Origin of the sequence: Eudoraea adriatica DSM 19308, assembly GCF_000382125.1 — a bacterium.
Classification (GTDB): Bacteria; Bacteroidota; Bacteroidia; order Flavobacteriales; family Flavobacteriaceae; genus Eudoraea; species Eudoraea adriatica.
In genome coordinates this window covers 494,203-507,912 of record NZ_KB907547.1, presented here as the reverse complement: position 1 = coordinate 507,912, position 13,710 = coordinate 494,203, and the positions used below count along the sequence as shown (strand labels likewise).

Below are 13,710 nucleotides of genomic sequence, written 5' to 3'. Positions count from 1 at the left end.
TGAAGTATTTAAGGGATTTATTTCATATTTTCACATACTTATGAAAAACAGGATAACATATTCAAATATTATTGCTGGGACCATGACATGGGGAAGTTGGGGGAAGAATCTTACAAAAGGTGAAATGACGGGGCTTATTGATTATTGTGTGGAAAATGGAATAACAACTTTTGACCATGCAGATATTTATGGAGGTTATGATAATGAAGAAGCATTTGGAAACGCTTTTTTTCAAAGCTCAACTCAAAGGCAGGATTTACAGCTCATATCCAAATGTGGGATTCAATATGTGTGTAATGCGAGAGATAATAAGGTAAAACATTATGATTATTCTAGGGAGTACATTGTATGGTCTGCAGAACGTTCTCTTAAAAAACTCAAAACAGACTATTTGGACCTTTTTTTACTTCACCGACCCAGCCCTTTAATGCAACCAGATGAAATTGCAGAAGCAGTTCTTTATCTTCAGAAAGAAGGCAAAATCCGCGAGTTTGGCGTGTCTAACTTCTCACCTTCTCAGATAGCTCTGTTGGAGTCTGCAATACCGGTATCGGCTAACCAGGTTGAATTTTCCTTAACAGCTGAAAAGTTAATGTTTGATGGCACTTTCGATGATTGCATTATTCATAACCGGACTGCAATGGCATGGAGTCCTTTAGGCAGTTTTTTCAGGGAAGCTAACAAAAGAAAGAAGCGCATAAAAAAAGTACTAAAACAACTTAAGAAAAAATATAAAGCAAATAGCAATCAAATTCTACTGGCATGGATTTTAAAACATCCTTCCAAAGTACACCCTGTTGTTGGCACTACCAGCAAAGAAAGATTAGTAGCTTCGGCAAGAGCTACTGAAATTGATCTGGAGCTGGAAGAATGGTTTTCATTGTTAGTAGCATCTCAGGGACATAAGGTTCCCTGATTAATAATCTCCCAAACAGTTCTTATGAAAAAAACAGCATTTATTACAGGCGCAACCAGTGGCATAGGAAAGGCTACAGCAATGCTTTTAGCCACAAAAGATATTCGATTAATACTTTGCGGGCGAAGAAAAGAACGGTTGCTTAAATTGAAAAAGCAATTAGAACCATTAACTGAAGTCTGTACATTGAATTTTGACGTACGCAATAAAGAGGCCGTTTCAAAAGCAATTGAATCATTACCGGAGAAATTCACACATATTGATATTTTGATTAATAATGCGGGGAATGCCCATGGCTTGGACCCCATAGAAAAAGGCAGTCTTGAGGATTGGGATGCAATGTTGGACATTAACGTAAAAGGCTTGTTATATGTATCCAGGGCAATTTTACCACAAATGGTAGAGCGCAGGTCGGGACAGATAATAAATATAGGTTCCACTGCAGGAAAAGAGGTTTATCCCAGAGGGAATGTTTATTGCGCCAGCAAGCATGCTGTTGATGCAATTAATCAGGGAATGAGGATTGATTTGAATGCATATGGAATAAGAGTTGGAGCCGTTAATCCCGGATTGGTGGAGACAGAGTTTAGCAATGTCAGATTTAAAGGAGATGCTACAAAAGCCAACAGTGTTTACCAGGGATTTCAACCATTAAAACCAGAAGATATCGCAAACATAATTTACTTTGTAATTTCACAGCCGGCTCATGTGAATATTGCAGATCTTATAGTTATGCCCACTGCTCAGGCAAGCAGTACAATAGTGAATAAAACAATATGATTAACAAACGCCTGCTGGTAAAAAACCTTTTGGCTCATAATGACGAAAATAGTTTTTATGATAAAAAAAGGTTTATAAATATAGGTAAGCGGGAAGGGAAGGCCAAGTTTCTTAAGCATGTCTGTGCGCTGGCTAACAGCAATCCAAATAACAATTCGTTTATCGTTGTTGGGGTCGAGGATGAAGACAATAAAATCCTTGGGGTAGATTTCTTTGATGACAGTAAGATTCAAAACCTGGTAAATGCGTATTTGGATAACCCACCTTTGATTTCTTATGAAAATATTCCTTTTCCACATTTACCCGAAGGCAAAGTAGTTGGTTTGGTAACCATACGATCTAATGGTAAGGTCTGCTCATTGCGGCGCAATATATGGAAATATTATGGCGGAGCTGTTTTTTTCAGAGATGGGAGTATAAGCATGCCCAAGGCTTTTGATGTGGTGCTAAAAGATATCAATTCAGATGCCGTTGCCACAATTGAACAACACGCCCGAAATAATATTGAACTTACACTTGACGGGGTTATAGATTTTATTAATAACAGACACAGGGATCTGATTAGCAGCTATAAGGTTTTTAAAGAACAATTTGTGCTTTGTTGGGCAGGGAATCAAAAAAAGGTCAAAAACGAAGTTTTTTATTCCAGAGTAGATATTGAACTTATTAATGAGCAGGTTAAACTGTTCTATTCTGCGCTCGATGAAATTTCAATAAGTTATAATGATGAATCGTTTTCTATTATGGAGTACGTGAAGTTGGGTCTTGGAAATCAACAAAAGTACTTTCCTTTGGAAAAAGTGGATATATTTTTCTCGGATAACGGAACTTATCAAATTCAAAGCGATTTAATTTTTGAACCCCCTCAATACGACAAAAAAACCTTGCATCATATTTTTAATTCGAACAATGCGATACTCCAGAAAATTCAAAAGGGGTTATCCCTGAAACGCTCGGAAGAACTTGATTTGAAACTATTGCCGGCAACTTATCTTATATGCCACTTTAATGGTTTTGAAGAAGCTAAGGATCTTATGGATACGGCCAGGCCTATATTAAAGAAATACGATTTGGGTATTTATGAATCGCTGAAAGAGTCTTTGCGAATTTTAAGAAAAGTAAAATATAGTTAAGGTTTAACCAACCAAAATATTTGGTATGGCTTAATTTCTAATAAGCCACTTTTTAAAACAATTTTTTTGCCTGAAACAAGATCCTTCAATTTGCCTCCTGATGAATAGCCCATGGATGTCAGGGTTCCGACTTCAATCATATGAATGGTTTCGTCAAAATTGCAAATCACAAGGACGCCTTTCCCAAAATCATTTGTTCTTTCGAACATAAAAATATGCGGGTTTGCGTTAGGATGTAGCTTTAAATTGTTCTTGTCGGCAAATGCCGGAGTATTTCGCCTTATTTCCACTAATCTTTTTAGGGAATGAAATATTTGAGATTGAGGGGTGTCAACTTTATCTAATTCAGATATGGTTTTCCAATCTTGTCTGGGTCTGTTGGCCCATCTGCTATCTTCTCTTAAGTCTTTATTTTTAAGATAAGAATAATCATTCAGCATCCCTATTTCGTCACCGGCATAAATCATGGGAATCCCACCATAGGACAAAATTATGGCATGTAGCATCAGGATTTTATTAACCGACATTATTATCGATTCATGATTTTTCTGTGCTAATCCTTTCTCCAGGCCCAACAGAGAAGCTGCACTTCCGGTAATTCGCCCATCACCATTTTTAGGATTGTACATAAAAATTTGTCCTGCGGCGGGAGACCAATCGAGTTTTTGCCCATAGTAATCCAGCAAAAACTTTCTGTGAGCAAATGCATCCCAACCTACTTCGTATATGTAGCGGTCTTCAAAACCAAGTCCGATGTCGTCATGGCATCTGATATAATTTATCCAGGCTCCCTCTTCGGGTTTACTTGGCAAATTTATCAGATTTTTATACAAAAGATGGGTTTTTTTTGTTGCAATAGAATTCCATAGCAATGCCATTAAAGTAGCATTGTAAGCAAGTTCACATTCGTTGCCTTTTGAGATGCCTTCTCCAAAATACTTTATAATTTTCTGAGGAGAAACAATGGCTTCTGCCAACAGAACAACCCCGGGAGCAACGACTTGGAGGCACATGCGAAATAAAGTAATTAAACGATGTGCTTCAGGAAGGTTTTGAGAATCTGTGCCCATTTTCTTCCATAGAAAAGCCAGGGCATCAAATCGAATCACATCTACCCCCAGGTTGGCTAAATCTGTCAGGTTGGTCAGCATATCCATGAATACCAAAGGATTTTTATAATTAAGATCCCATTGATAATCATTAAACACCGTCATAACCCACCTATTCATTTTTTTATTAAAGGTGAAGTTTCCAGGGGATGTTTTGGGAAACACTTCTGGAAGAGAATTTTCGAATTGATCCGGTAATTGTCTGTCCGGGTAGGTGTAATAATAGTCCTGATATTTTTTATCACCCGCCATAGCTTTTTTTGCCCAGGGAAATTCATCTGAAGTATGGTTTACAACAAAATCCATCATCAGATGCATATCTTTGGAATGCAGTTTTTTTGCCAGATTTACCAGGTCTTCTTTGGTTCCATACTTCTTGTCTACCTGCGTATAACTGTTCACCGCATAACCCCCGTCATTTTCTCCTTTTGGCCTGGTAGTGACCGGCATTATATGAATAAGATTGACACCTAATTTTTCAAAATATCCAATTTTGGTTTCGACACCTTTCAAATCCTTATTGAATCGATCCACATACAATTGCATGCCGACCATTTTTTCTGATTGATACCAATTTGCATCTTTCAGTCGCTTTAAGTCTTGAATTTTAAGGTTTCTTGACCTCTTTCTGAAAAGTTCAGGCAAAAGCTCCATCAGGACTTGAAAGGAATCTGGTAAATTAGACTCTGGATATAGCGACAAGAATAAGTTCTGTATTATAGGCAGGTTGGTAGATAACCTTAAATCGAATAATTTATTAAGATTTGCTTTCTCAGGGCTATCCAGCTCACTTGAAGCCAACAACCTGTGCAATGAGGCCTGGTTCATGCTATTGGTCAAGTTGAGTTTGAGAAGGCAATGATTTTATTGCCCCGTAGTTCATAGTTGTAATAGCCCCTGCTTTATTTGCTATAGCTATCATTTCAAAAAGCAAATCAGGATTGCTTTTAATACTCTCTATACTATCGATTGAAGAAAGTTGCTTTAACAAGCACCCTATAAATGCATCTCCCGCTCCTGTAGTATCAACAGGCTTTACGCTAATACTGGGAATAATGCGTGAATGTCCCTGACAACTTACAAATGTGCCTTCAGAACCCAATGTGATCGTAATGATTTCCGTGCCTGCTTCATGAAAAAACTCGCACGCTTCCGAAATATTTTCCTTCCCTGAAATCAATTTTGCTTCTTCTAAACTAAACTTACAAAGAGCAGATTTTTCAATAAATGGCATACTTTTTTTTATAAAGATCTCAGTTTTGTTTTTCCACAGGTCTGCTCTGAAATTTGGGTCAAAGCTTATAAAAGTTTCTTGAGTTAGGGCATCAAATAAAAATCGTCCATATGCTTCCTCCAGACTTCCACCTAATAGAGCGGTCGCAGCTCCGAAGTGAATTATGTTTTTATTGAATTTTTTCTTAATTCCGGGACTGTATTTAAGTTCCTTATCTGCACCCCTGCTAAATACAAAATCGCGCTCCCCGTCTTCAGCTATGGAGACAAATGCCAGGGTTGTAAAAATTTCTGATCGTTGTGTTAAAGAAATATCCACCCCTTCATTTTCTAAAACATTCAATAGAAAGGTTCCAAAAGGATCGTTGCCAACACAACCAATAAATGCGCTTTTCCCTCCCAGTTTAGCTACTGCACAGGCAACATTGGCCGGAGCACCCCCTGCTTTCTTGGTAAATTCACGGGCCTGGGATAAATCACTGCCTTGTTTTTCAGCAACAAAATCTATGAGTACCTCACCTATACAAAACACTTCTTTCATGGAACTGTACTTAAGCAATTCCCAAAGTAATGAGAAATTAGGTGTCACACCAAAAAATAACTGCTATTTATTCTGTTCGTTATTAGAATATGCCAAGCATTTTTTAAATTACAGACACCCGGTCTGTTTGAAATAATTGTTTGTATTTCCTTTGAAATAAAAATCTTGTAATATGAACCTGTTTGAAGAGATAAAAAAACAATTAAAAGAGGTGATTCCTATCTATTGCAAAATGGATTGACGCTATCAAAGTTAGTAATGTTATCAGACTTAAACCCTGTCTGATCGAAATTAAGAATAATGGCACATCTGTATTTCGAGGAAAAAGCAACAATAAATTCCTTCTCAAACTTTTTATTATTGTCATCCTGCGAATTATTCCGATTTTTGCTGAATGAGAACTTTGGTAATAGGAGATATACATTCTGGCCTCAAGGCTTTACAACAAGTTTTGCAGAGAGCCAATGCCAGGGAAGATGATCTTCTAATTTTTTTAGGAGATTATGTTGATGGTTGGAGCCAGGCTGTTGAAACGGTCAATTTTCTGATTGAATTAAGAGCAACACACCAATGCATATTTTTAAGGGGAAACCATGATGAACTCTGTTATGATTGGTTGAAAACAGGGAAAGATAACCCTACGTGGTTGCAACATGGGGGTATGGCCAGCAAGACATCCTATGAATCTGTTGATGGTGGTTTACAAAGAGTCCATATGGATTTTTACAATAATCTTGAAAATTACTACCTGGATGATAAAAACCGCCTCTTTGTTCATGCAGGTTTCACAAGCTTAAAAGGGGTAGAATTTGAATATTTTCCTGCAATATTTTATTGGGACAGAACATTGTGGGAACTGGCATTAGCACATAATCCTGAATTGGAAGAAAGAGACTTGTTTTACCCTCAAAGACTAACCAATTACCATGAAATATATATTGGCCACACTCCTGTAACCAGAATTGGTAAAAATAAACCTCATAGGGCAGCAAATGTCTGGAATATGGATACCGGAGCTGCGTTTAAAGGATCTTTATCCATAATGGACGTAGATTCCAAGCAGGTTTGGCAAAGTGATCCGGTTCATCTTTTTTATCCAAATGAAAGGGGAAGAAATTGATATTTGAATTGCTTCTGCAATTATTTCAAAAATTTATTGTCGTACTTTGCAAGAAAATTTAATATGTCTACCAAAAATATTAGGCTGGAGGTTATGCAGGCAATAGAACCTAAAGTTGCCGGATTTATGGATTCATTTTTAATCCCCATTGAAGAAATATGGCAGCCATCCGACTTTCTTCCAGACTCGCGTAGTGAAGGTTTTATTGATGCTGTAGAGCAAATCAGAGAGGAATCTAAAGAATTGGGATATGATTTTTGGGTGACCATGGTTGCAGATACAATTACGGAAGAAGCGCTACCAACGTATGAATCCTGGTTAATGGATGTTGAAGGAATTAATCAGCACACAGAAGAACCAAGTGGCTGGTCCAAATGGGTAAGAGCTTGGACGGCAGAAGAAAACAGGCATGGCGATGTGCTGAACAAATATTTGTACCTCTCCGGAAGAGTAAATATGAGAGAAGTCGAGATCTCAACCCAATACCTGCTTAATGATGGTTTTGATATAGGAACAGACAGAGATCCATATAAGAATTTCGTATATACTTCATTCCAGGAATTGGCTACCAATATTTCCCATAAAAGGGTAGGTCAGATGGCTAAGAAAAAAGGCAATACACTTCTTAGTAAAATGTGCAGTATAATTGCCGGCGACGAAATGCGCCATCATTTGGCTTATAGAGAATTTGTGAAGACCATATTTGGACAGGACCCTAATGGTATGATGCTTGCCTATGCAGATATGATGAAGAGAAAGATTGTAATGCCGGCCCATTTTTTGAGAGAATCCGGAGAAAGCATGGGACTTGCATTTGAAAATTTTTCAAACTGCGCTCAAAGATTGGGAGTATACACTTCTCAGGATTATATAGACATCTTTAATAAATTGAATCAGTATTGGGATCTCGAATCTATTAGAAGCCTTTCAGATGAAGCCCAAAAAGCCAGAGACTATCTTTTAGGTATGCCGGATCGTTTACAGCGTATTGCCGAAAGAATGAAGCTGAGTGAGGATCAATTCCGATTTAAATGGGTAGAGGCCAATGGCATGTTATAAATAAGGGCCGGACATAATCCGGTTTTGAATTATAATTTACCATGCTTATGTTCTACTTGCCATTTGTTTAATTCTTTCCACTTGCCTTCATAGCACATTTTCGCTTGCATTGGCCAGGATGCCGGATCATGAACTTTGTAACGATCACCCCCCGAGTCCAGTACTTCCTGGCATTTGGAAACGGTGGTTTTGGATAAGGCCTTCCAGGTTTTAATATCATAATTGTGAAACAGGCCTTCAATCTTAGGGCCAATGCCTTCCACAATTTTCAGGTCATCCTGTTTTACATTTTTGCCCATTGCTGCTTTGGCTGCACTTTTGTTAAAAGGAATTTCGGAAGAAACCATTTCTAAACTCTCAGTGGCCATTTTTTGAGTACAAGCTGCAAGATCAGCTTCTAATTTTGCATTTCGATTTTTTAATTCAATTAACTCAGAAGAATTGTCAATGGTGGCATTTGCTCCTTTACCCAATAAATATCCAAAAATAGCGCAAAGAAGACCTACAAGAATAGGAATGATCCAACACCAGATGTTTATACTTTCAAAATTCATAAGTTGATATCATTTAATTAGTTCTTAAGTAATAATCCATCCTTGCTCTTAACGTTGGTTTTTTATAGATCCTTTACATTTTTTGCATGGAAGACTGCACATCCTTTTAAGTGCAAGATCATCATCTCAGCTACATTGGCTGCAGTACATTACAAAAAAATAAATACCTGCTAAAATGGTAATGATAATCCCAAGCAAGTTGGTCATCTTTTTTGTCATGGTAATGGATGATTAGTCGTTCTTAATACAATGTATTAAAAAAATCTTAAATTTTGCTAATATAATAAGGCTAAATACCTGGAATAACCCCGATAATCCCATGGTATTTAATGAGATATTCCACACTGCGATAAATACGGCACATAAACCAATAGTTACCGATTATACATTTTTTACCGCCAATTATAACTTCCCGTTGCAGAAATATACAGCCATTTATGATATTTGTCAGGACTAAGCGCTAACCCTATTTATCCTGATGAGGATCCGGCATCAAAATAGCGGGCTATTGCTGCTTACGACTAGTTTGAATTAGTTTGGTTAGTAAGAATCCCGTTGTTATTTCTTCCATTAATAGCAACGGTATTTTATTTAAAGATCAAATTTGATACCCTGAGCCAGAGGTAATTCCGTGGTATAGTTAATTGTATTGGTTTGTCTTCGCATATATATTTTCCAGGCATCGGAACCACTTTCACGACCACCTCCTGTCTCCTTTTCTCCTCCAAAAGCCCCGCCAATCTCAGCACCTGAAGTGCCAATATTAACATTGGCTATACCACAATCACTACCAGCTGCTGAAAGGAAAATCTCGGCCTCTCTCAGATTATTGGTCATAATGGCAGAGGAAAGTCCCTGAACAACGTCATTCTGAATCTTTATTGCATTTTCTACATCACCCGAATATTTTAACAAATAAAGAATTGGCGCAAAAGTTTCATGCTGGACAATTTTAAAGTCATTATCGGCTTCGGCTATGGCCGGATATACATAACAACCACTTTCGTATCCTTCACCCTCCAAAACACCTCCTTTGACGATCAGGTTTCCGCCTTCATCGACCACTTTTTCAAGTGCGTCCTTATACATGGCTACGGCATCTTTATCTATTAAAGGGCCAACATGATTATTCTCATCGAGCGGGTTTCCAATTCGTAGTTGTTCATAGGCAGTAACAATAGATTCTTTTACCTTATTGTAAATAGATTCATGTATTATAAGTCTTCTTGTAGAAGTACACCGCTGACCAGCAGTGCCCACTGCGCCGAAAACGGCTCCTATTACGGTCATTTTTAAATCTGCATCCGGAGTAACTATGATAGCATTATTGCCACCTAACTCAAGGAGAGATTTTCCCAGTCTTGCAGCAACGGCTTGTGCAACAATTTTTCCCATTCGAATAGAACCCGTAGCAGAGACCAGAGGTACTCTTTTGTCATTTGTCATCATTTCCCCGACTTTATAATCCCCGTTTATCAAACAAGAGATACCTTCCGGAAGTCCATTTGCCTTAAATACTTCAGCGGCTATATTTTGACAGGCTATGCCGCAAAGTGGCGTTTTTTCTGATGGTTTCCATACGCATACATCCCCACAAATCCATGCGAGTGCCGTATTCCAGGCCCACACGGCAACCGGGAAATTAAAAGCAGAAATTATACCTACAATTCCCAAAGGATGGTATTGTTCATACATACGATGCCCGGGTCTTTCCGAATGCATGGTAAGCCCATGTAATTGACGTGAAAGGCCAACAGCAAAATCGCATATATCTATCATTTCCTGGACTTCACCAAGACCTTCCTGATAAGATTTCCCCATTTCATAGGAAACCAGCTTGCCTAAAGGCTCCTTTAGCTCGCGTAGTTTATCACCAAACTGACGAATAATTTCACCCCTTTGAGGGGCAGGTTTTTTTCGCCAGATTTGAAAGGCTTCAGTGGCAGTTTCAATTACTTTTTCATAATCATTTAGCGAGGTGCTTTTTACTTTACCAATTAAAGCGCCATCAACCGGAGAATAAGAATCGATAATTTCCCCGGAGGAAAAATAATCCGATCCTGTTGAGGTACCATTATTGGTTTCCTTGATTCCTAATTTTTCCAATGCTTGGTCTATTCCAAAATCCACGGCAACTAATGTCATTTTATAACTTTTAAAACATAATTTGTTAGATTAGGACAAAGCTACAAATAATAGTGATGATGCAACCCGAAAGTTGTGGAATCTTAGACCTGATCAATAAAGATTAAGATCAGCGCAAATAATGCAGGAAGCCCCTGCACAAAGAAGATTTTTTTATCTGCCGTAAAAGCACCATAAATGCCGGCAATTGCAACACAACTAAGAAAAAAAACGGAAATATTTGTGCTCCATAGAGGATCCTGTATTATAAATGCCCATATAAGGCCCGCAGCCAAAAATCCGTTGTAAAGGCCCTGGTTTGCAGCAAGGGACTTTGTTGGCTCAAACATATCTTCAGGGAAATTTTTAAATATTTTTTTCCCTCTGGTAGTCCAGGCAAACATTTCAAACCAAAGAAAATACAAGTGCAGTACTGCCACAATCCCGGTTAAAATGGCAATTGTAAGTTTCATTTATGTTCTTTCTTCTTTTGCGGTAAACCTGTCGTCAACGGGCATAACGGTTCCACAATTATCACAGGTCCTTAACTCTTCAGAACCATAGAAATACTTAAAATGCGATAAAAAGTCTTTTTCAATGTCATGCAATGTAAAGTATGTTTCGTAAAGTTTGTGGTTGCAATTATCGCAAAACCAAAGGAGGCCGTCCTTAATTTGCATTTGATCTCGCTTACGCTCTATTACCAAACCAATGGAACCCTCATGCCTGACAGGAGAATGTGGAATTTTTGCAGGATGCAGGTAGATATCTCCAGGCCCCAGTTTCATTGTTTTTTTTTGTTTGTCTTGCTGTATATGGACCTCGATATTGCCTTCCAATTGAAAGAAAAGCTCCTCAGTTTCATTGTAGTGATAATCCTTTCGCGCATTCGGCCCGGCAACAATCATTACTATATAGTCTCCGGATTCTTTATATAAATTCTTATTTCCAACGGGGGGTTTAAGTAAGTCTCTGTTTTCTTCAATCCACTTGTAAAGATTAAATGGAGGTTTTGTAGACATTTTTTTCTAAGTATTAAGGAGGTTTTTAGATCGTATTAAAAGCAATACTCCTATCAAATGTACTAAAAGAAATTTTTCCGGATAAAAAATTAGCGGTAGAACAACTGGGTAAAATAGAGTTTTCCGCTGGCGTCTTGTTTTACGCTTACCGCCGTATGAGTAAATTCGCCTTCTATAGTTTTGCGATGATTAGGACTCTGAAGCCAATTTTCTAAAGCTGTGGCAGCATCCGGGTAATCTTTTGCAACATTTTCAGCCACATATTCGGCATTTACCTGGCTGGAAATACTCGAGGCTCTTGCGCTAAAGTTGTCATGACTTAAACTGCCTTTGGCAATCATATAGTCCGTATGCGTATTGGCATACTCATAGGCAACTGTGCTAAAGAGCAATGAGGAATAACCAAGGCTTGTTCTATGGTCGTTGACAATATCCAATAAAGCCTGTTCTACCAAAACGGCATTTTCTGGACTCGGAATATCTGTATTTTCTATGGATTCTGGGCTACAGGATCCAGCCAACAATACAAATAAAACCGAGATAGCTATAGGCAATCTCATTTTCATATAGTGTTCTATCTGTAAGTAGGGTAAGGAAAGAGTGGGGAGTTCTCCTGCATCCTTGTCTAAGGGATCAGCTTTGTAATATTAAAGAAATTATGAAAAGAGCGCATAAAAAACCTTTTTTTTTCGATGAACTGCACTTTTTACCAATTATCCGACTTTAAATACCTCTATAACGTTACCATAAACCAGGCTCCCAATATCTCTTATCGGGGTATAAAGTAAGGATTCCTTAACTATATTATTTTTAAAAGGATCAAACGATGGAATCGCACTTTCAAAGAAATACAACAGCGTACCAAGGATAACAGCAGTTTTTAATACGCCAAACAGACCACCGGCAATTTTGTTTAATAATCCAAGCATCGCAAAATCTGCAATTTTGGTTAGTATTTTACCAGCCATATTGACCAGAATCACTATGGCGAGAAAGGTGATAATGAAGGCCGTCAATTTTATGTAAGTTTCATCCCAATCCATGTTTTGGGAAAGGTAGCTACCTGTTAAATACGAAAATTTAATTGCTCCATAAAGCCCAATAATAATGGCAGCTAGAGAGGCAATTTCAACGAAGAGTCCATTTTTTAGTCCTTTATATAGACCATATACCAGAAATAAACCCAAAATAATATCCAGAATATTCACAGAAATTTGTTTGCACAAATATAGAATTTTGATTTGTACCTTTGATTTTACCAAAAGAAGGGTTCACGATGAAATTTAGATTTTACACCTTTTTCCATAATTACAGTGAGCAGAGATAGTCAGTTAAGAGATAGGTGGCAAGAACTCATTGAGAAACTGTCCGACAGGTTTTCCGATGGTGATCCAATAGATATAGATGGGATTATTTACCTCATTGGTATCCAGGAATTGGGTCAATACCACAGAACCTATAAAAAAGAAGAGAAAGTTAATCTTATGCATATTGCCATTTGCAAATTGTTGGAGCCCTACGGATACTATGAATTTGAGTTTTTTGACGACGAAGGTTGGCCGCATTATAAGGTTAAGGAAACACTTCCCCCGCTTAAGGCTGGAGAGCAATCCATACTAATGAAAGAGGCTATAGTAAATTATTTTGTAGAACGCGCTTTCATTTTGTAACCCATCATGACAAAACCATATTATGCCGTAATTTTTACCAGCACCAGAACTTCCGGTGATAAAGGTTATGGCCTAATGTCGAGGCAAATGGAAGAACTGGCTAAAATTCAACCGGGCTATCTGGGATTTGAGAGTGCAAAAGATGAAATTGGAATATCAATAAGCTACTGGGAAAACCTTGAATCTATATCAAAATGGAAATCCAATCTAAAACATTTGGCGGCTCAGGAACTGGGGAAAAAAGAATGGTATAAATGGTATAAAATACGAGTCTGTCTTGTTGAAAGAGAATATGAATTTACCGCTTTATCCTAAAACACGCTATTCTGATATTTGCACCTGAAACTTTAATAGTAAAGATAATCAATGATAACATTTGGTTAAAATCAGGGCATCTGTATTGGGGTTATAAACCGTTACATTTGTATTGAAGTTGAGTAACCTTGAAT

General features: G+C 37.8%; 15 protein-coding genes. 7 read left to right on the top strand and 8 right to left on the bottom strand.

Annotated features, from left to right (window positions below):
* The first annotated feature begins 40 nt into the window (after positions 1–40).
* The 3 genes from G504_RS0105905 to G504_RS0105895 are packed head-to-tail and all read left to right on the top strand — an operon-like array spanning position 41 to position 2,829.
* Positions 41–916 (top strand): aldo/keto reductase, encoded by an 876-nt coding sequence (locus G504_RS0105905; protein ID WP_019669228.1) that lies wholly within the window; start codon positions 41–43, stop codon positions 914–916.
* 24 nt (positions 917–940) lie between these two features.
* Positions 941–1,696: an SDR family NAD(P)-dependent oxidoreductase gene (locus tag G504_RS0105900; RefSeq protein ID WP_019669227.1), complete on the top strand. Its 756-nt coding sequence runs from the start codon at positions 941–943 to the stop codon at positions 1,694–1,696.
* On the top strand, positions 1,693–2,829 hold the full coding sequence (locus G504_RS0105895) for an ATP-binding protein (protein WP_019669226.1): 1,137 nt from the start codon (positions 1,693–1,695) through the stop codon (positions 2,827–2,829). The genes G504_RS0105900 and G504_RS0105895 overlap by 4 nt, the downstream gene beginning before the upstream one ends.
* On the opposite strand, the gene G504_RS0105890 is transcribed toward G504_RS0105895, so the two are convergent.
* Together G504_RS0105890 and G504_RS0105885 are read right to left on the bottom strand one after the other, a co-directional pair.
* Positions 2,826–4,766 (bottom strand): alpha-amylase family protein, encoded by a 1,941-nt coding sequence (locus G504_RS0105890; RefSeq protein ID WP_019669225.1) that lies wholly within the window; start codon positions 4,764–4,766, stop codon positions 2,826–2,828. The genes G504_RS0105895 and G504_RS0105890 overlap by 4 nt on opposite strands.
* Position 4,767: 1 nt before the next feature.
* Entirely contained in the window at positions 4,768–5,712 is a 945-nt protein-coding gene (locus G504_RS0105885) for a carbohydrate kinase family protein (protein WP_019669224.1), read from the bottom strand.
* A 394-nt stretch (positions 5,713–6,106) separates the two neighbouring features.
* On the opposite strand from G504_RS0105885, the gene G504_RS0105880 reads away from it, so the two are divergent.
* Together G504_RS0105880 and G504_RS0105875 are read left to right on the top strand one after the other, a co-directional pair.
* Positions 6,107–6,832: a metallophosphoesterase gene (locus tag G504_RS0105880; RefSeq protein ID WP_019669223.1), complete on the top strand. Its 726-nt coding sequence runs from the start codon at positions 6,107–6,109 to the stop codon at positions 6,830–6,832.
* Between the two features lie 63 nt (positions 6,833–6,895).
* Positions 6,896–7,891 carry an acyl-ACP desaturase gene (locus G504_RS0105875; RefSeq protein ID WP_019669222.1) on the top strand — a complete coding sequence of 332 codons (996 nt, stop codon included), beginning with the start codon at positions 6,896–6,898 and terminating at the stop codon, positions 7,889–7,891.
* A 29-nt stretch (positions 7,892–7,920) separates the two neighbouring features.
* Here G504_RS0105875 and G504_RS0105870 read toward each other — a convergent pair whose 3' ends face one another.
* From G504_RS0105870 to G504_RS0105845, 6 genes are all read right to left on the bottom strand, one after another.
* Entirely contained in the window at positions 7,921–8,445 is a 525-nt protein-coding gene (locus G504_RS0105870; protein WP_019669221.1) for a hypothetical protein, read from the bottom strand.
* Between the two features lie 591 nt (positions 8,446–9,036).
* On the bottom strand, positions 9,037–10,590 hold the full coding sequence (gene amaB, locus G504_RS0105865) for an L-piperidine-6-carboxylate dehydrogenase (protein ID WP_019669220.1): 1,554 nt from the start codon (positions 10,588–10,590) through the stop codon (positions 9,037–9,039).
* 83 nt (positions 10,591–10,673) lie between these two features.
* Positions 10,674–11,042 (bottom strand): DUF1304 domain-containing protein, encoded by a 369-nt coding sequence (locus tag G504_RS0105860; protein WP_019669219.1) that lies wholly within the window; start codon positions 11,040–11,042, stop codon positions 10,674–10,676.
* Positions 11,043–11,591 carry a 3-hydroxyanthranilate 3,4-dioxygenase gene (locus G504_RS0105855; RefSeq protein WP_019669218.1) on the bottom strand — a complete coding sequence of 183 codons (549 nt, stop codon included), beginning with the start codon at positions 11,589–11,591 and terminating at the stop codon, positions 11,043–11,045.
* Between the two features lie 89 nt (positions 11,592–11,680).
* On the bottom strand, positions 11,681–12,151 hold the full coding sequence (locus G504_RS0105850) for a CAP domain-containing protein (RefSeq protein WP_240473026.1): 471 nt from the start codon (positions 12,149–12,151) through the stop codon (positions 11,681–11,683).
* A gap of 153 nt (positions 12,152–12,304) precedes the next feature.
* The gene (locus tag G504_RS0105845; protein WP_019669216.1) at positions 12,305–12,799 is read right to left on the bottom strand and encodes a CvpA family protein; all 495 of its coding nucleotides are present in this window, start codon (positions 12,797–12,799) and stop codon (positions 12,305–12,307) included.
* A gap of 105 nt (positions 12,800–12,904) precedes the next feature.
* Between G504_RS0105845 and G504_RS0105840 the strand changes: the two genes are divergently transcribed.
* Both G504_RS0105840 and G504_RS0105835 read left to right on the top strand, forming a co-directional pair.
* A complete protein-coding gene (locus G504_RS0105840) occupies positions 12,905–13,261 on the top strand; it encodes a hypothetical protein (RefSeq protein WP_019669215.1) in 357 nt (118 codons plus the stop codon).
* A gap of 6 nt (positions 13,262–13,267) precedes the next feature.
* The gene (locus tag G504_RS0105835; protein ID WP_019669214.1) at positions 13,268–13,576 is read left to right on the top strand and encodes an antibiotic biosynthesis monooxygenase family protein; all 309 of its coding nucleotides are present in this window, start codon (positions 13,268–13,270) and stop codon (positions 13,574–13,576) included.
* The last annotated feature ends 134 nt before the right edge of the window (positions 13,577–13,710 follow it).